The organism is Pseudomonas sp. R1-7, from assembly GCF_051132105.1.
GTDB lineage: Bacteria > Pseudomonadota > Gammaproteobacteria > Pseudomonadales > Pseudomonadaceae > Aquipseudomonas.
Map to the genome: position 1 here is coordinate 2583951 of NZ_CP071661.1, position 20431 is coordinate 2604381.

A 20431-nucleotide genomic window follows, 5' to 3' on the forward strand; every position below is an offset into this window, starting at 1 on the left:
CGCGAGCAAGCTTTGCTCCCACAGATCTGGTGGATGTACGACCGGGAGAGCCAGGTCGGCTATAAGGCCGCCTCGCGGTGGCGTTTGATCTCGGGCGCCCCGTTAACCACGATGGCCGAACGCAGGCATCGCGCAGTGGGCATCCCGGCATGGATGCCGGGATAGCCGCGCTGGGCCATGGATGGCCCTTCGCGGCGGCCCACGGAGCAATGCCGGAGTGAGGGCATGCCGAGCCTAAGCGAGGCACCGAGTGGTGGGGCAAAGCGCTTTTGGTTACTTTTGGCGCTTTTCAAAAGTGACCCGCCGTCAGGGCGGAACCCTAAGTAGCCGTTACCTAAATAACGGATATACACACCAAACTTACTGCTGATACCCCTCCAACCCATCCTCGGACAAGATACGAATCTGCCGCCGCTCCATCGCAATCAACCCCCCATCCACCAACCGATGCAGAATCCGCGAAAACGTCTCCGGCTGGATCCCCAGCTTCGAAGCCACCAGCCGCTTCGACACCTGCAACACCACCTGACCATCCCTTGGATCCCGCTCCTGCAATAGGAAATTGATCACCCGCCGACTGGCACTGGCCAAGGTCAGGTTATCGATATCCTTGAGTCGCTGGTGCAGATGAATGCTCATGCTCGCCAGGATCGCCAGGCAGACTTTGGGCTGGTCCTCGAGTGCCTTGAGATAATGCGTCCCCTCGATACTCACCAGCACGCTGTCCTTGATCGCCGAGGCGCTGACCGGGTAGCAACGGGCCTGGCTGAAGAGCAGGGCTTCGGCAAAGGTTTGTCCGGGCTGGATGATTTCCACCAGGTTTTCCTGGCCCTCGCCAGTGACCCGGAAGAGTTTGATCTGGCCGCTGACCAACAGGAAAAACCGCTTGGCCGGATCGCCCTGGTGCATCAACGTGCTGTTGCAGGGCAGCCGCTTGAGCACGGCGAGGTTGCACACATCTTCGAAGACCCGCTCCGGCAATTGGCTGAACAGGTGATGACGGCGCAACAGTAGAACGATGGAAGGGTGGGTCAGCATGGCGTACCTCCGCGTACCGTCATGGTAGAGCCCAAGGCCCCGCCGGCCTATGCCTCGGCAGGCCTACCTCGGAAGAGGGATGGGAGGCGGTCGATCCAGTTTTCACTACTGGCGCAAATCTGTGGCGAGGGGATTTATCCCCGTAGGGCTGCACAGCAGCCCTGACAGTGGACTCAGTCTTCCAGGCACACCGAGTTGTCTGGTTTGGGGGCCGCTTCGCAGCCCAGCGGGGATAAATCCCCTCGCCACGGGATATGTGTTGGGGGCCAAAATGATCAGCCCGCCCCGCGCAAATGCTCCATCGCCCACACCGCCGCTTCGACCCGCGAGCGCAGGCCGAGCTTGTGCAGCAGGTTCTTCACATGCACCTTCACCGTGCCTTCGGTAATGCCCAGCTTGTGGCCGATGACCTTGTTGCTGAAACCGCCGGCAATGGTCTTCAACACCTGACGCTCGCGCTCGGTCAGTTCCACATCGGCCTGGCGCGGTGGCGAGCGCAGGGCCTGGGCCATGACGCGGGTCAGGCCGGGGCTGATGACCAGTGCGCCGTGGAGGGCGTCGCGGATGTACTGGATCAGCAACTCAGGCTCCATGTCCTTGAGCAGGTAACCGTTGGCGTCCAGGCGCAGGGCATCGCGGATGTCGTCCTCGGCGTCGGACACGGTGAACAGCAGGACCTTGCCGGTGTAGTGCATGGCGCGGAGGCGGCGCAGGGTCTCGATGCCGTTCATCTGCGGCATGTTGTTGTCCAGCAGCACCAGGTCGGGCTTGAGCGGTTCGATCAGTGCCAGGGCTTCTTCGCCGTGGCTGGCTTCGCCGACGATGTGCAAATCGTCTTCGAGTTCGAGCATCTGGCGGATCCCGCGACGCATCATCGGATGGTCGTCGACCAGCAGCAGGGTGTGGCGCAAAGGGGCGTTCATGTTGCGATGCCTTCGGTGTGATGGCCCAGGAATTCCGGTTGGAAATGCACCTGGATACGGGTGCCCTGGGGCGTTCGGGAGTGAATGTCGAGTTGGCCACGCAGGCTGCGGGCGCGTTCGTTCATGATGTTCAGGCCGTGGTGTTCGCGCTGGTCCACTTCGCCGCTGAAACCCCGGCCATCGTCCTCGATGGAAAGGCGCACGGTCTCGCCTTCCTGGCGCAGTTCCAGCCAGGCGTTTTGCGCATGGGCGTGGCGCAAGCAGTTGGACAAGGCCTCGCGGGTGATCTGCAGGATGTGGATCTGCTCGCTGGCCGACAGCTCGAAGGCCAGGGTGTCGATGAACAAGTGCACCTGGAAATCACCACGGTTGGAGAACTCATCGGCGGTGTCCTTGAGTTCCTGCACCAGGCCGTCGTCGCGAATCTGCAGGCGGAACGTGGTCAGTAGTTCGCGCAGTTGCCGATAAGCGTTGTTCAGCCCCTCGCGCAGTTCGCCGGTGACGGTTTCCAAGGTCTGCACCGGTTCGCCGCGACGCATCAGGGTCTGCATGCGGCTGACTTGCAGCTTCATGTACGACAAGGCCTGGGCCAGGGAGTCGTGCAGTTCCCGGGCGATGATGGTCCGCTCGTCGAGCAACAGCAGGCGATGGTCCTGTTCACGCTGGCGCTTGAGGGACAACGTTGTCCCGATCAAGTTGGCCAAGGCCTGGATCAACGCGATTTCCCAGGGCTGTGCGGCATGGCCGTCGACAAAATGCGCCTTGAGTTCGCCCAGCTCGGTGCCCTGGTTGCTGATGCTGAAAGCTTGCGGGCGCGCGGCGTTGTGTTTGTGGCAACTGGCGCAATCGCTGCTGGCGCAGACCTGGCGGCTGGCGGCGCCGTGCAGGGCCAACAGGTGCTTGGCCGGGGCCTGCAATTGCCCTTGCAGGCACAGCGTCAGACGCAGGCCCGGCAGGCGCTGCTGGAAGCGCCGGATCAACTCATCCAGGCCTTCGGCATTGGCCTGGCGCGTCGCCAGGCTGCGGCTGCTCTGGTAGAGCAATTCGAGGGCGGCGTTGGCCTGTTGCAGATTCAGGGTCTTTTGTTGCACCTGGGCTTCCAGGGTGCGGTGGGACTGCTCGATGGTCTCGGCCATGGTGTTGAAACTGGTCGCCAACTGGCCCAGTTCATCCTCGGACTGGTGATTGACCCGCACCTGGAATTCACCACGGCGAAAGCGCTGGGTGGCGTCCACCAGTTCTTGCAGCGGCATCACCACGCCGTACTGCAGTTCATACAGGCCGATCAGCAGGATGATCATGGTGCTGAACAGGGCGATGCCCTGGATCGCCTGCTGCCAGCCTTGTTTGTGTTCGCTCTGGCGTTGCAGCAGGGTGACGAACTGATCCAGTTGCTCGACGAACGAACGAGCACTGGCCTGGAAGAACGCCGAGTCGCCGCGCTCGATGGCCGGGCGCAAGGTCTGGTTCCAGCGCTGCATGAGGTCGCGATAGCTTTTGTGCAGTGCGGTTTCCGGCCCGTCTTCGAGCACCGCGCGCAGGGCCGGGCTGTCGAGGCGTTGCTGCAGGCTGTCGACGACCGTGGGAATGCCTTCAACGTCGCCGGCCGCGAGCTTCCAGCTCAGGTGATAGGTCTCCATGCGCACCGAACCGGCGGTATTGATGGCCGCTGCGTCGCCCTGGCTGAACCAGGCGATCAGTCCGGCGCTCAATGAGCTCGCCAGGGCGAGGATAGCGATCAGGATCACCGCCAGCCCGGCGCGAGCGGGCAGGGAACTGCGCAGCCAACGCATCATGAACGCTGGCTCTTGGCGAAAAATGGTAGACCGAGCATCAAGCGCGCCCTGGGTCGTGGGGTGTTGCAGCCGATCCTGGGCGCACTACCTCTAAAGAATTGTCGGCCGTTCCGTTTCCATAAAAGCTTTGGCCAACTTGCTCAAGACGTTGATAAACAAAGGCTTTTATCGAGGTCTCGATCTACCTCCTTGGAGGTAGACGGGCCAAGCATAGGCCAATGCCCCCTGGGCGCTCGTTGACCCAGGTCAAGTTTTCGCGGGGTAGGCATCACTAGTCTGCGCTCAACGAATTGACTGGGGTGCAGCGTGATGCGAGCGCAAGTGCAACAAGGGCTGGTACTAGGGATGAGTACCTTGGCCTTCACCGTGTGCTTCATGGTCTGGATGATGTTTGCCGTGCTCGGCGTTCCGATCAAGGAATTGCTGGCCCTCAATGAAACCCAATTTGGCCTGTTGGCCGCCACGCCGGTACTCACCGGTTCTCTGGTACGTTTGCCCCTGGGGCTTCTGACCGACCGCTTTGGCGGACGGATCGTGTTCTTCCTGCTGATGTTGTCCTGCGTGTTGCCGCTCTATTTGATCACCCTGGCCACGGCTTATTGGCAGTTCCTGGTGCTGGGCCTGTTCGTCGGCCTGGCCGGTGGCTCGTTTTCGGTGGGCATTGCCTACGTCGCCAAGTGGTTCGACAAACACAACCAGGGTTTTGCCATGGGTGTGTTTGGCGCCGGCAACGCCGGTGCGGCAGTGACCAAGTTCCTCGCCCCAGCCCTGATCGCGTTCGGCACCTGGCATCTGGTGCCGAAGGTGTTCAGCGCGATCCTGTTCATCACCGCGCTGCTGTTCTGGTTTCTCACTGCCGAGAAAAAAGAACACCGCAGTGCCGGCGGCGCCACCCTGCGTGAGCAACTCAAGTCGCTTAAAGACCCCGCCGTGTGGCGCTACTGCCAGTACTACTCCATCGTGTTCGGCGGCTACGTAGCCCTGGCCTTGTGGATGACCAAGTACTACGTGCAGGAATACGGTTTCAGCCTGCAAAGCGCGGCGCTGCTGGCGGCGTGCTTCTCGCTGCCGGGCGGCGTGCTGCGGGCCGTCGGCGGCTGGATGTCGGACCGCTGGGGCGCCCAGAGCGTGACTTGGTGGGTGTTGTGGGTGAGCTGGATCTGCCTGTTCCTGCTGTCCTACCCGCAAACCCAACTGCAAGTGCAGACCGTCAACGGCATCGTCGATTTCCACATCGGCCTCAACGCCACGCTCTTCACCGTGCTGCTGTTCGTGATGGGCATCGCCTTCGCGTTCGGCAAGGCCTCGGTCTTCAAGTACATCGCCAACGACTACCCGCAAAACATGGGCGCGGTGTCCGGCATCGTCGGCCTGGCCGGTGGCTTGGGTGGTTTCGTGCTGCCGATCATGTTTGGCGCCCTGGTGGACCTCACCGGCGTGCGCTCGTCCTGCTTCATGTTGCTGTACGGCGTGGTCTGGGTCTCGTTGATCTGGATGTACCTCAGCGAAGTGCGCAAGCGCCCGCTGCTGGGTAAACAACCGCCGGCCAGCCAATCCCCGTTTTCCAGCATTGCCCAAGGAGAAGAACATGTCCGTTCTGCAAACGCCTGAAAAGGGCCCGGTCATTCATGACTGGCGCCCGGAAGACCCTGCTTTTTGGGGCAGTAGCGGCAAACTGACGGCCCGGCGCAACTTGTGGATTTCCATCCCGGCGCTGCTGTTGGCCTTCGCCGTGTGGATGGTCTGGAGCACGGTGATCGTGCGCCTGAACGCCATCGGCTTCAGCTTCAGCACCGACCAGTTGTTCTGGCTGGCGGCACTGCCGGGGCTGTCCGGCGCGACCTTGCGCATCTTCTATTCGTTCATGGTGCCGATCTTCGGCGGCCGTCGCTGGACCGCGTTGAGCACGGCGTCGTTGCTGATACCGGCCTTGTGGATGGGCTTCGCCGTGCAGGATTCGTCCACGCCCTACAGCGTGTTCGTGCTGATCGCATTGCTCTGCGGTTTCGGCGGCGGCAACTTCGCCTCGAGCATGTCCAACATCAGCTTCTTCTACCCGAAATCCCAGCAGGGCACTGCCCTGGGTCTGAACGCCGGGTTGGGCAACCTCGGCGTGTCGGTGATGCAGTTCTGCGTGCCGCTCGTGATTTCCTTCGGCGTCTTCGGCTTCATGGGCGGTCAGCCGCAGGTGTTGGCCGACGGCAGCTCGCTGTGGTTGCAGAACGCCGGTTTCATCTGGGTGCCGTTCATTCTCGCCGTGACCGTGATCGCCTGGTTCGGCATGAACGACCTGTCCAGCGCCCGGGCATCGTTCAGCGAACAGGCGGTGATTTTCAAGCGCAAGCACAACTGGCTGATGTGCTGGTTGTACCTGGCGACCTTCGGTTCGTTCATCGGTTTCTCCGCCGCGTTCCCGCTGCTGATCAAGACCTCGTTTCCTGAAGTGATCGCGTTGAAATTCGCCTTCCTCGGCCCGCTGGTGGGCGCCCTGGTACGGCCGCTCGGCGGCTGGCTGGCGGACAAGCTCGGTGGCGCGAAAGTGACCCTGTGGAACTTCGTGTTGATGATCGTGATGGTCTTCGGTGTCCTGCACTTTCTGCCAAAAGGCGGCGAGGGCGGCAGCTTCTACGGCTTCCTCGGCATGTTCATGTTGCTGTTCATCACCACCGGCGTGGGCAACGGTTCGACGTTCCGCATGATCCCGGTGATCTTCCGCACCCTGCATGAGAAAGCCGCCCTCGGCAAAAAGCCCGAGGTGCGTGAGCAAGCGCTCAAGAACGCCGGCAAGGAATCGGCTGCGGTGCTGGGTTTCAGCTCGGCCATGGGCGCCTTCGGAGCCTTCTTCATTCCCAAATCCTTCGGCACTTCGATGGCCCTGACCGGCGGCCCGGAGATGGCCTTCTACATGTTCGTCGGCTTCTACCTGAGCTGCATCGTGGTGACCTGGTGGTGGTACGCCCGCAAAGGCGCGGCGACTCCCTGCTAAGACGAATTCAACTATTGCGGTCGGGGCGCAGACCCCGCGGAGCAAGCCTGAGAGGAAGACACTGTGAGTCATTTACTGGATCAACTGCGGTTCTTCAACCGCAAGCAAGGCGAGTTTTCAGACGGCCACGGCGAGACCCGCAAGGAGTCCCGCGACTGGGAGAACGTCTACCGTTCGCGCTGGCAGTACGACAAGATCGTGCGGTCCACCCACGGGGTGAACTGCACCGGTTCGTGCTCGTGGAAAATCTACGTCAAGAACGGCCTGATCACTTGGGAAACCCAGCAGACCGACTACCCGCGCACCCGCAACGATCTGCCCAACCACGAACCACGCGGCTGCCCGCGTGGCGCCAGCTACAGCTGGTACATCTATAGCGCCAACCGGCTCAAGTACCCGAAGATCCGCAAGCCATTGCTTAAGCTCTGGCGTGAAGCCCGGCAGACCCTGCCGCCCGTCGAGGCGTGGGCGAGCATCGTCGAGAACAAGGCCAAGGCGGACTCGTATAAAAGCAAGCGCGGCATGGGTGGCTTCATCCGTTCCAACTGGGAAGAAGTCAACGAGATCATCGCCGCGGCCAACGTCTACACCGTCAAGGAACACGGCCCGGACCGGGTGGTGGGCTTCTCGCCGATCCCGGCCATGTCGATGGTCAGCTACGCGGCCGGCTCGCGTTACCTGTCGTTGATCGGTGGCGTGTGCCTGAGCTTCTACGACTGGTATTGCGACTTGCCGCCAGCTTCGCCGATGGTCTGGGGCGAGCAGACCGACGTGCCGGAATCGGCCGACTGGTACAACTCCAACTACATCATTGCCTGGGGCTCCAACGTCCCGCAGACCCGTACCCCCGACGCGCACTTCTTCACCGAGGTGCGCTACAAGGGCACCAAGACCGTGGCGATTACCCCGGACTATTCGGAAGTCGCCAAGCTCACCGACCTGTGGCTCAACCCCAAGCAGGGCACCGACGCCGCGCTGGCCCAAGCCTTCAACCATGTGATCTTCAAAGAATTCCACCTGGACAAGCCGAGCGCCTATTTCACCGAATATGCCAAGCGCTACACCGACCTGCCGGTGCTGGTGATGCTCAAGCCAATGCTCGGCGTGGCGCCGGGTTCGGGTTATCAGCCGGACCGTTTCCTGCGGGCCAGCGACCTCACCGACAACCTTGGCCAGGACAACAACCCGGAATGGAAGACCATCGCCCTGGACGACAACGGCGAGCTGGTTTCGCCTCAGGGCTCCATCGGCTATCGCTGGGGTGAGAAGGGCAAGTGGAACATTCTGCCCCGTGAAGGTGGCGAAGGCCGGGAGATCGACCTCAAGCTGAGCCTGATCGGTGGCGACGTCGCCGAAGTGGCGTTCCCGTATTTCGCCGGCGAGTCCCAGGAGTACTTCCAGCACGTGGCCGGTGATGCGGTGCAATACCGTCGCGTGCCGGTGCACAGCGTGGTGCTGGCCGACGGCAGCGTGGCGAAAGTCGCCACGGTGTTCGACCTGTCGGCGGCCAACCTGGCGATCGACCGTGGCCTCGGTGGCGCCAACGTCGCCAAGGACTATGACGACGCCTCGGTGCCCGGCACCCCGGCCTGGCAGGAGCAGATCACCGGTGTGAGCCGCGAGAAGGCGATCCAGATCGCCCGCGAGTTCGCCGACAACGCCGACAAGACCCGTGGACGCTCGATGATCATCGTCGGTGCGGCGATGAACCACTGGTACCACATGGACATGAACTACCGCGGGCTGATCAACATGCTCATGCTCTGCGGTTGTGTCGGCCAGACTGGCGGCGGCTGGGCTCACTACGTCGGCCAGGAAAAACTCCGTCCGCAATGCGGCTGGCTGCCCCTGGCCTTCGGCCTGGACTGGAACCGTCCACCACGGCAGATGAACGGCACCAGCTTCTTCTACGGCCACAGCTCGCAATGGCGCCACGAGAAGATGAGCATGCACGATGTGCTCTCGCCCCTGGCCGACAAGTCGCAGTTCCCCGAACACGCCCTGGACTACAACATCCGCGCCGAACGCGCCGGTTGGTTGCCCAGCGCGCCGCAGCTCAACACCAATCCGCTGCACATCTGCCGCGATGCCGCCGCCGCGGGCATGGAGCCCAAGGACTACGTGGTCAAGTCGCTGCAGGACGGTTCCCTGCGCTTTGCCTGCGAACAGCCGGACAGCCCGGTCAACTTCCCGCGCAACATGTTCATCTGGCGTTCCAACCTGCTCGGGTCGTCGGGCAAGGGCCACGAGTACATGCTCAAGTACCTGCTCGGCACCAAGAACGGCGTGATGAACGAAGACATCGGCCAGGTCGGCGACTGCAAGCCTACCGAAGCCGAATGGGTCGACGAGGGCGCCATTGGCAAGCTCGACCTGGTCACCACCCTGGACTTCCGCATGTCTTCGACCTGCGTGTATTCCGACATCGTCTTGCCGACCGCGACCTGGTACGAAAAAGACGACATGAACACCTCGGACATGCACCCGTTCATCCACCCGCTGTCGGCGGCCATCGACCCGGCGTGGGAGTCGCGTTCGGACTGGGAAATCTACAAGGGCATCGCCAAGGCATTTTCGGCCATGTCGGTCGGTCACCTGGGCGTGGAGAAAGACCTGGTCACGGTACCGTTGATGCACGACAGCGTCGGCGAACTGGCCCAGCCATTCGGCGGCACCGACTGGAAGAGCGCCGGTGTGGCGCCGCAACCGGGCAAGAACGCGCCGAACCTGCAAGTGGTCGAGCGTGACTACCCGAATATCTACAAGCAGTTCACCTCCCTCGGCCCGATGCTGGAAAAACTCGGCAACGGCGGCAAGGGCATCAACTGGAACACCGACACCGAAGTGAAATTCCTCGGTGAGTTGAACCACAAGGAACTCGACGCGGGCATCAGCCAGGGCCGGCCAAAAATCGACAGCGCCATCGACGCCGCCGAAGTGATCCTGTCCCTCGCGCCGGAAACCAACGGCCATGTCGCGGTGAAGGCCTGGGCGGCGCTGTCGGAATTCACCGGCATCGACCACAGCCACCTCGCCGTGTCGAAAGAGCACGAAGCGATTCGCTTCCGCGACATCCAGGCCCAGCCGCGCAAGATCATCTCCAGCCCGACCTGGTCCGGCCTGGAAGACGATCACGTGAGCTACAACGCCGGCTACACCAACGTCCATGAGTCGATCCCATGGCGCACCATCACCGGTCGCCAGCAGTTCTACCAGGATCACCCGTGGATGCAGGCGTTCGGCGAGCAACTGATGAGTTATCGGCCACCGGTCAACACCCGCACTATCGAGGGCGTGAAGGGCAAGCGCAGCAATGGCGAGACCGAGATCGTCCTGAACTGGATCACCCCGCACCAGAAGTGGGGGATCCACAGCACCTACAGCGACAACTTGCTGATGCTCACCTTGAGCCGTGGCGGACCGATTGTCTGGCTCTCGGAAATCGACGCCAAGCGCGCCGGGATCGAGGACAACGACTGGATCGAGTGCTTCAACGCCAACGGCGCGCTGACCGCCCGTGCGGTGGTCAGCCAGCGGGTCAAGGAAGGCATGGTGATGATGTACCACGCCCAGGAACGGATCGTGAACGTGCCGGGCTCGGAAACCACCAAGACCCGCGGCGGCCACCACAACTCGGTGACCCGCGTGGTGCTCAAGCCCACCCACATGATCGGCGGCTACGCCCAACAGGCCTACGGCTTCAACTATTACGGCACGGTCGGTTGCAACCGCGACGAATTCGTCGTGGTGCGCAAGATGGTCAAGGTCGATTGGCTCGACGGTTCCAGTGGCGATGATTTGCCGCGTCCACTGCCGACTGATATCGAGGAGAACTGAGATGAAGATTCGCTCACAAATCGGCATGGTCCTGAACCTGGACAAATGCATCGGCTGCCACACCTGCTCGATCACCTGCAAGAACGTCTGGACCAGCCGCGAAGGCATGGAATACGCATGGTTCAACAACGTCGAATCCAAGCCGGGCATCGGCTATCCCAAGGAGTGGGAAAACCAGGACAAGTGGAAGGGCGGCTGGGTCCGCAACGCCGATGGCTCGATCAACCCGCGCATCGGCGGGAAATTCCGCGTACTGGCGAACATCTTCGCCAACCCGGACCTGCCGAGCCTGGACGACTACTACGAACCGTTCGACTTCGACTACCAGCACCTGCACACCGCACCGCTGGGCGAGCACCAGCCCACCGCGCGTCCGCGTTCGGTGGTGTCGGGCAAGCGTATGGAGAAGATCGAGTGGGGCCCGAACTGGGAGGAAATCCTCGGTACTGAATTCGCCAAGCGGCGCAAGGACAAGAACTTCGACAAGATCCAGGCGGACATCTACGGCGAGTACGAAAACACTTTCATGATGTACCTGCCGCGCCTGTGCGAGCACTGCCTGAACCCGGCGTGTGCGGCGTCGTGCCCGAGCGGGGCGATCTACAAGCGCGAGGAGGACGGCATCGTCCTGATCGACCAGGAGAAGTGCCGCGGCTGGCGCATGTGCATCAGCGGTTGCCCGTACAAGAAGATCTACTTCAACTGGAAGAGCGGCAAGTCGGAAAAATGCATCTTCTGCTACCCGCGCATCGAAGCCGGGATGCCGACCGTTTGCGCCGAAACCTGCGTTGGCCGCATCCGCTACCTCGGCGTGCTGCTGTATGACGCCGACCGCATCAGCGAAGTGGCGAGCACCGCCAACGAGCAGGACCTGTACGAGAAGCAACTGGAAATCTTCCTCGACCCCAACGATCCGGCAGTGATTCGCCAGGCCCTGGCCGATGGCGTGCCGCAGTCGGTGATCGATTCGGCCCAACGTTCGCCGGTCTACAAAATGGCCGTGGACTGGAAACTCGCACTGCCGCTGCACCCGGAATACCGCACCTTGCCGATGGTCTGGTACGTGCCGCCACTGTCGCCGATCCAGAACGCTGCCGCCGCCGGCACGGTGGGCATGAACGGCGTGATCCCGGACGTCGACAGCCTGCGCATCCCGCTGCGTTACCTGGCGAACATGCTCACTGCCGGCGATGAGAAACCGGTCAAGCATGCCCTCAAGCGTCTGTTGGCGATGCGTGCCTACAAGCGTTCGGAACAGGTGGATGGCGTGCAGGACTTGCAAGTGCTCGCCGATGTCGGCTTGAGCGTGAACCAGGTGGAAGAAATGTACCGCTACCTGGCCATCGCCAACTACGAAGACCGTTTCGTGGTGCCAAGCGCCCACCGTGAAGACGCCATGAGCGATGCGTTCGCCGAGCGCTCCGGTTGTGGTTTCAGCTTCGGCAGCGGTTGCAGCGGCAGCTCCGACACCAACATGTTCGGCGGCAAGAAAGCCAACCGCCGTGACGTGATCAAGACCGTGCAGTTGTGGGAGGAATGAGCATGCGCATTCTCAAGGTGATTTCGTTGCTGCTGGACTACCCGACCGAAAACCTGGTGGCTGGTCGCGACGAGTTGGAGCAGGCGATCGTGCAGGCGCGGGAAATCAGTCCCGCCCAGCGTGCCGGGTTGTTCGAGTTGCTGGAACTGATCTGCGACCGAGACCTGATGGACGGCCAGGAGCACTACGGTGCGTTGTTCGGCCGCGGTCGTTCACTGTCGCTGCTGCTGTTCGAACACGTCCATGGCGAGTCCCGCGACCGGGGCCAGGCCATGGTCGACATGATGGCCCAGTACGAAGAAGCCGGGTTCGCCATCGGCGTCAAGGAACTGCCTGACTACATCCCGCTGTACCTGGAATTCCTGTCCACCCGCGAAGACCTCGAGGCCCGCGAGGGCCTGGCGGATGTGGCGCACCTGCTGGCCTTGCTCGCGGCACGCCTGGAGGAGCGTGAAAGCGCCTACGCCAGTTGCTTCCGGGCCTTGTTGCAAATCGCCGGGGCCGAACCCCAGGCGGCGGTGGCCGAGATGCTCGAACAAGTGAAGGCCGAGCATCGGGATGACTCCCTCGAAGCCCTGGACAAGGTCTGGGAGGAAGAGGCGGTGGATTTCATGAAGGCTGAGCAGCAGGACCGTTGCAGCTCGATGCCGAGTGCGCCGGGCCGCGCCCGGGAAGAAAGTGCGGTGCCGCTGCACTGGGTGGATTTTCAGCATGAAGGCCGGGCCGCAGCGCCCGCCGGGGAGGTGGGCAATGTCTAAATGGGATCTGTTGTTGTTCGGGGTCTACCCCTATGTCGCCCTGGCGATCTGCCTGATCGGCAGCTGGGCGCGGTTCGATCTGGCCCAGTACACCTGGAAGGCCGGTTCGAGCCAGATGCTCAACAAGCGCGGCATGCGCGTGGCCAGCAACCTGTTTCACATCGGTGTGCTGTTCGTGCTGGCCGGGCACTTTGTCGGGCTGCTGACGCCTTCGGCGGTTTACCACCACTTCCTGAGCACCGAGAACAAGCAGTTGCTGGCGATGGTTTCCGGAGGCTTCTTCGGCGTGCTTGGGCTGATCGGCTTGCTGATGTTGCTCAACCGCCGGCTGACCGATCCACGGGTTCGCGCCACCTCCAACACCTCGGACATCCTGGTGCTGGTGGTGTTGCTGGTGCAGTTGGTGCTCGGCCTGATGACCATCGTCGCATCCACCGCGCACATGGACGGTTCGGTGATGGTGATGTTGGCTGACTGGGCACAAAACACCGTGCTGCTCAAGCCAGTTGAGGCCGCCACGGCCATGGCCCCGGTGGGCCTGGTCTACAAGCTCCATGTATTGCTCGGCCTGACCCTGTTCGTACTGTTCCCGTTCACCCGCCTGGTCCACATCATCAGTGCGCCGGTCTGGTACCTGGGGCGTCGTTATCAAATCGTTCGGCAGAAGTTCTGAGGAGAAGATCATGGCGAGTGGATGCGGATGCGGTGGCGGTAGTGGTGGCGGCGGTTGTGGCTCCTCGGCTAAAACCGCGCCAATAGTCGATATCGAACCGGTGGGGGCGGTGGCGTTCGAGCCGGCCCAGGCCGAGCAGGCAGTGGCGGATGAAGCGACGCAGTTGATCGCCAGCAGCGAGCAGGAATGGCCGATCATCAGCGTCAACGGGGTGTCGATCACCCCGCAGGCGATGGCCCAAGAGCTGCAATATCACCCGGCCGAGAGCCGTGAGGAGGCGGTTTACCAGGCGGCACGGGCCTTGGTGATTCGTGAGTCGCTCCAGCAACGCATCGCCGAGCTGGGCCTGGCGTTGCAGGTCGGTGCCGGTGAAAACGAAGAGGAAGCGGCGACGCGGCTGTTGTTGGAGCGCGAAGTCCAGGTGCCGCAGTGCGACGAGGCGACCTGCCTGCGTTACTACGAAAGTAACCGCGGGCGCTTTCACAGCGCGCCGTTGCTGGCGGTGCGGCACATCCTGCTCGAATGCGCCCCGGACGATGCCGAGGCCCGCAGTTCTGCTCATGTCCAGGCCGAGCTGTTGCTGGAACGGCTGGACCAGTTTCCGGGCAGTTTCGCCGAACTGGCGCTGAAGTATTCGGCATGTCCGTCCAAGGAACAGGGCGGCTCGCTAGGGCAGATCAGCAAGGGCCAGACCGTGCCGGAGCTGGAGCGCCAGTTGTTCACGTTGCCGGCGGGCCTGGCGAGCAAGCCGTTGGAAAGCCGTTATGGCTGGCACGTGATCAGCATCGACCAGCGCATCGATGGTCAGCCGTTGCCGTACGAGGCGGTGGCGACAGCGATTCGTACCCAGTTGCAGCAGGGCGTGTGGCAAAAGGCGCTGGTGCAGTACCTGCAAACCCTGATCGGTGCGGCGGATATTCGCGGCATTCATCTCCAGGGCGCCGACTCGCCGCTGGTGCAGTGAGCACCGGCTCAATCGGGAGATCTTCATGAACGCTGCGCTGCAGGATGGGTTTGGGCGCCAGATCGATTATTTGCGGATGTCGGTGACCGATCGTTGTGATTTTCGCTGTGTGTATTGCATGGCGAAGAACATGACCTTCCTGCCGCGCCAGCAAGTGTTGACCCTGGAGGAGTTGCAGCGCCTGGCGCGGTTGTTCGTCGGCCTTGGGGTGAAGAAGATTCGCCTCACCGGTGGCGAGCCGCTGATCCGTCCGGGTATCGTCGGGCTCTGTCGCGACATCGCCGCATTGCCCGGCCTGCGGGAGCTGGTAATGACCAGCAACGGTTCGCAGCTGGGCCGCTTGGCCCGACCGCTGGTGGATGCCGGCGTCAAACGCATGAACATCAGCCTCGACAGCCTCGACGGCGAGCGCTTCCGGGCCATCACCCGCAACGGCGATCTGGATCGGGTGCTGGCCGGTATCGAGGCGGCAACCGGCGCGGGATTCGAGCGGATCAAACTCAACTGCGTGGTGATGAAGGGGCGCAACTTCGATGAAGTCCCGGCGCTGGTGCAATACGCCATCGACCAGCGCATCGACATCAGCTTCATCGAGGAAATGCCCTTGGGTGAGGTAGGGCGCTCCCGGGGTGAGTCGTTCTGTTCCAGTGATGAAGTTCGGGCCGAAATTGCCCGTCATCATCGTTTGCTCGACAGCGCCGAGAGCAGCGGCGGACCGGCGCGCTATTTGCGGTTGGAACGTCACCCCGATACTCGGATCGGTTTCATCTCGCCCAATACCCACAACTTCTGCGCCAGTTGCAACCGTGTGCGCATGACGGTTGAAGGGCGCTTGTTGTTGTGCCTGGGGCAGGAGGATTCTCTCGACCTTCGGGGTTTGCTGCGGCGTTATCCGCTGGATGATCAGCCGATCATTCAGTCGATCAAACGGGCATTGAAAGGCAAACCTTTGCAGCATGACTTCAGCCCTGGCGGGGAGGTGCAGATCGTGCGGTTCATGAACATGAGCGGCGGTTAGATACGCTGCACTCCGGCTCTTGTGGCGAGGGAGCTTGCTCCCGCTCGGCTGCGCAGCAGTCGCCTGCCTTTTTGGGCCTGCTTCGCAGGCCAGCGGGAGCAAGCTCCCTCGCCACGGGATTTAGCGTTGGTGAAATAGCTTTCCAGTTCATCGTCCCTTCTTGACATCAGTCAATTTCAAGCCATCTCTTGGAACGTATCCTCCACTGCATATTGTGTCTTAGAAACTAAAAACACCTATATGTAGTATCTGGAGCCAAAATGCAGAGCACGTTGATCTCAAAAGGCTGCAACCGCTTGCACAAGCGCGATGGCAGCGTCGTGGCCTTTGACGCGGACAAGATCCGCCAGGCGTTGATCGCCGCCGGCAGAGCCACCGGTGAATACGCCGAAGCCGATGCCGAAGAACTGCTCAAGGCAGTATTGGCGCGGTTGGAAGGACAGACGCGGCTAAACGTCGAGCAGATCCAGGACCGGGTCGAGCGGGTGCTGATGGATGCCGGCTATTTCCTGTCCATGCGCGCCTACATTGTCTACCGCGAACAGCACGGACGCCTGCGTCGCGATCGCCGCACGCTGGTGGAAGTCGCCACGTCGATGAACGAATACCTGGACCGAGAAGACTGGCGCGTGCAGGCCAACGCCAACCAGGGGTATTCCCTTGGCGGGTTGATCCTCAACGTGTCGGGCAAGGTCACCGCCAACTACTGGCTCGACGAAGTCTACAGCCAGGCCATCGGCGAGGCGCACCGCGAGGCAGACCTGCACATCCACGACCTGGACATGCTCGCCGGCTACTGCGCCGGTTGGTCTTTGCGCACGTTGTTGCATGAAGGCCTCAACGGCGTGCCGGGACGGGTCGAGGCCGGCCCGCCCAAGCATTTGAGCAGTGCCCTGGGGCAGATGGTGAATTTCCTCGGCACCTTGCAAAACGAATGGGCCGGCGCCCAGGCCTTCAGTTCGTTCGACACCTACCTGGCGCCCTACGTGCGCAAGGACAACCTCAGCTACGACGACATCCGCCAGTCGCTGCAGGAGTTCATCTACAACCTCAACGTGCCGTCGCGCTGGGGCACGCAAACGCCGTTCACCAACCTCACCTTCGACTGGGTCTGCCCCCAGGATCTGCGGGAACAGATCCCGGTGATCGGCGGTGAAGAAATGCCGTTCGCCTACGGTGACCTGCAAGCGGAAATGGAGTTGATCAACCGGGCCTACATCGAGGTGATGCAGGCCGGCGATGCGAAGGGCAGGGTGTTCACCTTCCCGATTCCGACCTACAACATCACCCACGATTTTCCCTGGGACAGCGAAAACGCCGACCGCTTGTTCGAGATGACGGCTCGCTACGGCCTGCCGTATTTCCAGAACTTCCTCAACTCGGACATGCAACCCAACCAGGTGCGGTCGATGTGCTGCCGCTTGCAACTGGACGTGCGTGAGCTGCTCAAGCGCGGCGGCGGCCTGTTCGGTTCGGCGGAACAGACCGGTTCCCTGGGCGTGGTGACGATCAACTGCGCGCGCCTGGGCTACCTGTACAAAGGCAACACCAGCGGGCTGCTGCAACGCATCGATACCTTGATGGAACTGGCGAAGGAGAGCCTGGAGGTCAAGCGCAAGGTGATCCAGCACCACATGGACGCCGGCTTGTACCCATACACCAAGCGCTACCTCGGCACTTTGCGCAATCACTTCTCCACCATCGGTGTGAACGGCCTGCACGAAATGCTGCGCAATTTCACCGAGGACCAGGAGGGCTTGCACACCGAGCAGGGCCGGGCCTTCGCCCTGAAGTTGCTGGACCATGTGCGGGCCACGCTGCTGCGTTTCCAGGAAGAAACCGGCCACCTCTACAACCTCGAAGCCACGCCCGCCGAAGGCACCACGTATCGCTTCGCCAAGGAAGACCTCAAGCGCTATCCCGACATCCTGCAGGCCGGCAGCCCGGTCGCGCCTTACTACACCAATTCTTCGCAGCTGCCGGTGGGTTTTACCGAGGATCCGTTCGAAGCCCTGGAGCTGCAAGACGAACTGCAATGCAAGTACACCGGCGGCACCGTGTTGCACCTGTACATGGCCGAGCAGATTTCTTCCACGCAGGCCTGCAAGCAACTGGTACGTAAGGCCTTGGGGCGTTTCCGCCTGCCGTACCTGACCATTACGCCGACGTTCTCCATCTGCCCGGTGCACGGCTACCTGGCCGGCGAACATGAGTTCTGTCCGAAGTGCGACGAAGCCTTGCTGCTGCAACAGCAGCACCAAGGCAGCGTTCACTGATCCGATCCATCGACCGCAAGGAGCTTTATCCATGAGCACAGTACAAACGCTTCCACAGGCGCAGCGTCAACGTTGCGAAGTCTGGACCCGAGTCATGGGCTACCACCGTCCAGTGGCAGCCTTCAACCCAGGCAAGCAGTCCGAGCATCGCGAGCGGCTGCACTTCACCGAACGCGCGGCCGGGCGTCCATGAGTCGAGTGCTACGGGTCGGGGGCATGGTGCCCCTGACCACCCTCGATTATCCCGGCCAATTGGCCTGCGTCCTGTTCTGCCAGGGCTGCGCCTGGCGCTGTCGCTATTGCCATAACCCGCAACTGATCCCGCCGCGCGGCAGCGAGGAAGTGGATTGGTGCCGGGTTTTGGCGTTCCTGCAACGTCGCCAGGACTTGCTCGATGCCGTGGTGTTCAGCGGTGGCGAACCGACCTTGCAGGACGGCCTGGCCGCGGCCATGGAGGAGGTGCGGCAGATGGGCTTTCGCATCGGCCTGCATAGCGCCGGCATCAAGCCGCCGGCCTTCGCCAAAGTGGTCGGGCTGGCCGATTGGGTCGGCTTCGACGTCAAGGCCCTGCCCGAAGATGCCCTGGACGTGACCCGGGTCGAAGGCAGCGGCGCGGCGAACTGGCGCAGCCTCGATTATCTGCTGGACAGCGGCGTGGACTATGAATGCCGCACCACCGTGCATTGGCATCTGTTCGACCCCGACCGACTGCTGGCCCTGGCCCGGCGCTTGAGCGAGCGGGGCGTCAGTCGTTTTGCCGTGCAACTGGTGCGCACCGCACGGATGCTCGATCCCCACCTTTCCAGCGTTTCGGCACACGCCTTGCAGCCTGAGCTGTGGGCCGCGATGCGCGAGTTGTTCCCCTCGTTCGTATTACGCAGTTGAGCGACCGCGGGAACCCTTCATCGACAGTGGCCCGGGATCCACGGGCCACAACTTTTTCCAATGGTTTTCAAATGCGCTGCCAGTCGGCAGGTAGTTGAACAGGGAGCATTTGACATGACCAGACTTACCACTGCCCAACGTATCGTTTTCGGTTTCGCCATCGCGCCCTTGGCGTTGATTGCCCTGGCGCTGTACGCCTTGAACGACTTGGCGATGCTGCGCGACCAGGCGGTACAGATCGTCCAGCGGGATTGGCCGAAGATCGACCCCATCATGGTGATTGCCACGGGCGTGCGCGATAACGCGAGGAACACCCGGGACCTGTTGATCGACAAGAACAACGCGCAGGTCCAGCAATCCATCGACACCACCCGCCAGCGCATCACCCAGGCTTTCGCGACGCTCGAACCGCTGTTCGACCAGCCCGAGGGCAAGGCTGCCTACGCCGAGTTGAAGAAGCGCCGCGAGGCCTACGTGGCCGCGTTCGTCCAGGTGCAGGCGCTGATCCGCCAGGGCGCGACGGACGAGGCGATGACGCAGCTCAAGCAAGGCGTGATCCCGGCCGAGTTTGAGGTGTACAAAAGCCTGGAGGCGATGATGGCCTTGCAGGGCAGGATATTCGTCGAACGCGAACAGCTGGCCCAGGCGCGCTACAGCGAGGCGCGACGCAACATGCTCGCGTTGGTGCTGGCGTGCCTGGCCGTGGTGAGCACCGTCGCGCTGCTGGTGACCCGCAGCGTGACCCGACCGCTGGGCGGCGAGCCCAATGATGCGGCGCGGGTGCTGGGCCACATTGCCCGGGGCGACCTGACAATCCGGGTGCCGGTGGGCGTCGGTGCGAACGACAGCGTCATGGGCAGCATGCACGAGATGCAACAGAGCCTGAACACCATGGTTCGGCAGATCGCGGCGTCGGTGGATCGGGTCGCGAGTTCCTCCGAAGAATTGAGTGCGGTGAGCAGCCAGACCAACAGCACCCTGCAGTTGCAAGGCCAGGAAATCGAACAGGCCGCGGCGGCGGTGAACCAGATGACCGCGGCGGTGGATGAGGTGGCGCGCAACGCCGTGAGCACCAGCGAAGCCTCGCGACTGTCGGAGCAAACTGCCCAGCGCGGCCGTGAGCAAGTCCAGGAAACCGTGGCGTCGATCCATGCCTTGGCCGACGGCGTGACCGATACTTCGGGGCGCATCCAGCAACTGGCCGGGCGTGTCCAGGACATCAGCTCGGTGCTGGACGTCATCCGCAGCATTGCCGAACAGACCAACCTGCTGGCGCTCAACGCGGCCATCGAAGCGGCCCGCGCCGGGGATGCCGGACGCGGGTTTGCGGTGGTGGCCGATGAAGTGCGGGCCCTGGCCCATCGCACGCAGGATTCGACCCGGGAAGTCGAAGACATGATCGGCAATATCCGTCAGGACAGCGAGCAGGCCCTGACCGCGATGCAAGGCAACAGCGAACGGGTGCGGACCACGCTGCAAGTGGCCCAACGTTCGGGAGACGCGTTGGATGAAATCGCCCGTTCGATCTCGCAGATCAACGAACGCAACCTGATGATCGCCAGCGCTACGGAACAACAAGCGCTGGTGGCCCGCGAGGTGGACCGCAACCTGGTGGGCATCCGCAACCTGTCCGAACAAGTGTTGCTCGGCGCGCGCCATACCGACACCGCCGGCCAGGATCTGGCGCAGATGGCGGGGTCGCTGCATGAGACGGTGGCGCGGTTCAAGGTTTGATGC

Annotated in this window: 15 protein-coding genes; 12 read left to right on the top strand and 3 right to left on the bottom strand. The window is 62.4% G+C overall.

Annotation, left to right across the window (positions count from 1 at the left end):
- Window positions 1–360: 360 nt before the first annotated feature.
- From J3P79_RS11700 to J3P79_RS11710, 3 genes are all read right to left on the bottom strand, one after another.
- Entirely contained in the window at window positions 361–1038 is a 678-nt protein-coding gene (locus J3P79_RS11700) for a Crp/Fnr family transcriptional regulator (protein ID WP_434610651.1), read from the bottom strand.
- A gap of 275 nt (window positions 1039–1313) precedes the next feature.
- Complete coding sequence (gene narL / locus J3P79_RS11705) at window positions 1314–1961, bottom strand: two-component system response regulator NarL (RefSeq protein ID WP_434610654.1); 648 nt, start codon at window positions 1959–1961, stop codon at window positions 1314–1316.
- Window positions 1958–3757 carry a HAMP domain-containing protein gene (locus J3P79_RS11710; protein WP_434610655.1) on the bottom strand — a complete coding sequence of 600 codons (1800 nt, stop codon included), beginning with the start codon at window positions 3755–3757 and terminating at the stop codon, window positions 1958–1960. The genes narL and J3P79_RS11710 overlap by 4 nt, the downstream gene beginning before the upstream one ends.
- Window positions 3758–4066: 309 nt before the next feature.
- Here J3P79_RS11710 and J3P79_RS11715 point away from each other — a divergent pair, with 309 nt between their 5' ends.
- From J3P79_RS11715 to J3P79_RS11770, 12 genes are all read left to right on the top strand, one after another.
- On the top strand, window positions 4067–5368 hold the full coding sequence (locus tag J3P79_RS11715) for an MFS transporter (RefSeq protein WP_434611438.1): 1302 nt from the start codon (window positions 4067–4069) through the stop codon (window positions 5366–5368).
- Window positions 5346–6743 carry a NarK family nitrate/nitrite MFS transporter gene (locus tag J3P79_RS11720; RefSeq protein WP_434610658.1) on the top strand — a complete coding sequence of 466 codons (1398 nt, stop codon included), beginning with the start codon at window positions 5346–5348 and terminating at the stop codon, window positions 6741–6743. The genes J3P79_RS11715 and J3P79_RS11720 overlap by 23 nt, the downstream gene beginning before the upstream one ends.
- A 63-nt stretch (window positions 6744–6806) precedes the next feature.
- Window positions 6807–10580, top strand: a complete 3774-nt coding sequence (locus J3P79_RS11725; RefSeq protein ID WP_434610660.1) for a nitrate reductase subunit alpha — start codon at window positions 6807–6809, stop codon at window positions 10578–10580.
- 1 nt (window position 10581) lies between these two features.
- Window positions 10582–12120 carry a nitrate reductase subunit beta gene (narH, locus tag J3P79_RS11730; protein ID WP_249874854.1) on the top strand — a complete coding sequence of 513 codons (1539 nt, stop codon included), beginning with the start codon at window positions 10582–10584 and terminating at the stop codon, window positions 12118–12120.
- A 2-nt stretch (window positions 12121–12122) separates the two neighbouring features.
- On the top strand, window positions 12123–12878 hold the full coding sequence (gene narJ, locus J3P79_RS11735) for a nitrate reductase molybdenum cofactor assembly chaperone (RefSeq protein WP_434610662.1): 756 nt from the start codon (window positions 12123–12125) through the stop codon (window positions 12876–12878).
- A complete protein-coding gene (gene narI / locus J3P79_RS11740) occupies window positions 12871–13551 on the top strand; it encodes a respiratory nitrate reductase subunit gamma (RefSeq protein WP_434610666.1) in 681 nt (226 codons plus the stop codon). Before narJ ends, narI begins: the two co-directional genes overlap by 8 nt.
- A 10-nt stretch (window positions 13552–13561) precedes the next feature.
- Window positions 13562–14515 (top strand): peptidylprolyl isomerase, encoded by a 954-nt coding sequence (locus J3P79_RS11745; RefSeq protein WP_434610668.1) that lies wholly within the window; start codon window positions 13562–13564, stop codon window positions 14513–14515.
- A 25-nt stretch (window positions 14516–14540) separates the two neighbouring features.
- A complete protein-coding gene (gene moaA, locus J3P79_RS11750) occupies window positions 14541–15533 on the top strand; it encodes a GTP 3',8-cyclase MoaA (RefSeq protein WP_434610671.1) in 993 nt (330 codons plus the stop codon).
- A gap of 260 nt (window positions 15534–15793) precedes the next feature.
- Window positions 15794–17809, top strand: coding sequence for a ribonucleoside triphosphate reductase (locus J3P79_RS11755; RefSeq protein WP_434610673.1), 2016 nt, complete (start codon window positions 15794–15796; stop codon window positions 17807–17809).
- 31 nt (window positions 17810–17840) lie between these two features.
- Window positions 17841–18002, top strand: a complete 162-nt coding sequence (gene nrdD / locus J3P79_RS11760) for an anaerobic ribonucleoside-triphosphate reductase (protein WP_434610676.1) — start codon at window positions 17841–17843, stop codon at window positions 18000–18002.
- Window positions 17999–18694, top strand: a complete 696-nt coding sequence (locus J3P79_RS11765) for an anaerobic ribonucleoside-triphosphate reductase activating protein (RefSeq protein ID WP_434610679.1) — start codon at window positions 17999–18001, stop codon at window positions 18692–18694. The genes nrdD and J3P79_RS11765 overlap by 4 nt, the downstream gene beginning before the upstream one ends.
- A gap of 114 nt (window positions 18695–18808) precedes the next feature.
- Window positions 18809–20428, top strand: coding sequence for a methyl-accepting chemotaxis protein (locus tag J3P79_RS11770; protein ID WP_434610682.1), 1620 nt, complete (start codon window positions 18809–18811; stop codon window positions 20426–20428).
- Window positions 20429–20431: the final 3 nt, after the last annotated feature.

Excerpts from the sequence above, each read along its gene's own strand:
- J3P79_RS11700 (WP_434610651.1), bottom strand. The coding sequence starts at position 1,038 with ATGCTGACCCACCCTTCCATCGTTCTACTGTTGCGCCGTCATCACCTG.
- narL (WP_434610654.1), bottom strand. The coding sequence starts at position 1,961 with ATGAACGCCCCTTTGCGCCACACCCTGCTGCTGGTCGACGACCATCCG.
- J3P79_RS11710 (WP_434610655.1), bottom strand. The coding sequence starts at position 3,757 with ATGATGCGTTGGCTGCGCAGTTCCCTGCCCGCTCGCGCCGGGCTGGCG.
- J3P79_RS11715 (WP_434611438.1), top strand. The coding sequence starts at position 4,067 with ATGCGAGCGCAAGTGCAACAAGGGCTGGTACTAGGGATGAGTACCTTG.
- J3P79_RS11720 (WP_434610658.1), top strand. The coding sequence starts at position 5,346 with ATGTCCGTTCTGCAAACGCCTGAAAAGGGCCCGGTCATTCATGACTGG.
- narH (WP_249874854.1), top strand. The coding sequence starts at position 10,582 with ATGAAGATTCGCTCACAAATCGGCATGGTCCTGAACCTGGACAAATGC.
- narJ (WP_434610662.1), top strand. The coding sequence starts at position 12,123 with ATGCGCATTCTCAAGGTGATTTCGTTGCTGCTGGACTACCCGACCGAA.
- narI (WP_434610666.1), top strand. The coding sequence starts at position 12,871 with ATGTCTAAATGGGATCTGTTGTTGTTCGGGGTCTACCCCTATGTCGCC.
- J3P79_RS11745 (WP_434610668.1), top strand. The coding sequence starts at position 13,562 with ATGGCGAGTGGATGCGGATGCGGTGGCGGTAGTGGTGGCGGCGGTTGT.
- moaA (WP_434610671.1), top strand. The coding sequence starts at position 14,541 with ATGAACGCTGCGCTGCAGGATGGGTTTGGGCGCCAGATCGATTATTTG.
- J3P79_RS11755 (WP_434610673.1), top strand. The coding sequence starts at position 15,794 with ATGCAGAGCACGTTGATCTCAAAAGGCTGCAACCGCTTGCACAAGCGC.
- nrdD (WP_434610676.1), top strand. The coding sequence starts at position 17,841 with ATGAGCACAGTACAAACGCTTCCACAGGCGCAGCGTCAACGTTGCGAA.
- J3P79_RS11765 (WP_434610679.1), top strand. The coding sequence starts at position 17,999 with ATGAGTCGAGTGCTACGGGTCGGGGGCATGGTGCCCCTGACCACCCTC.
- J3P79_RS11770 (WP_434610682.1), top strand. The coding sequence starts at position 18,809 with ATGACCAGACTTACCACTGCCCAACGTATCGTTTTCGGTTTCGCCATC.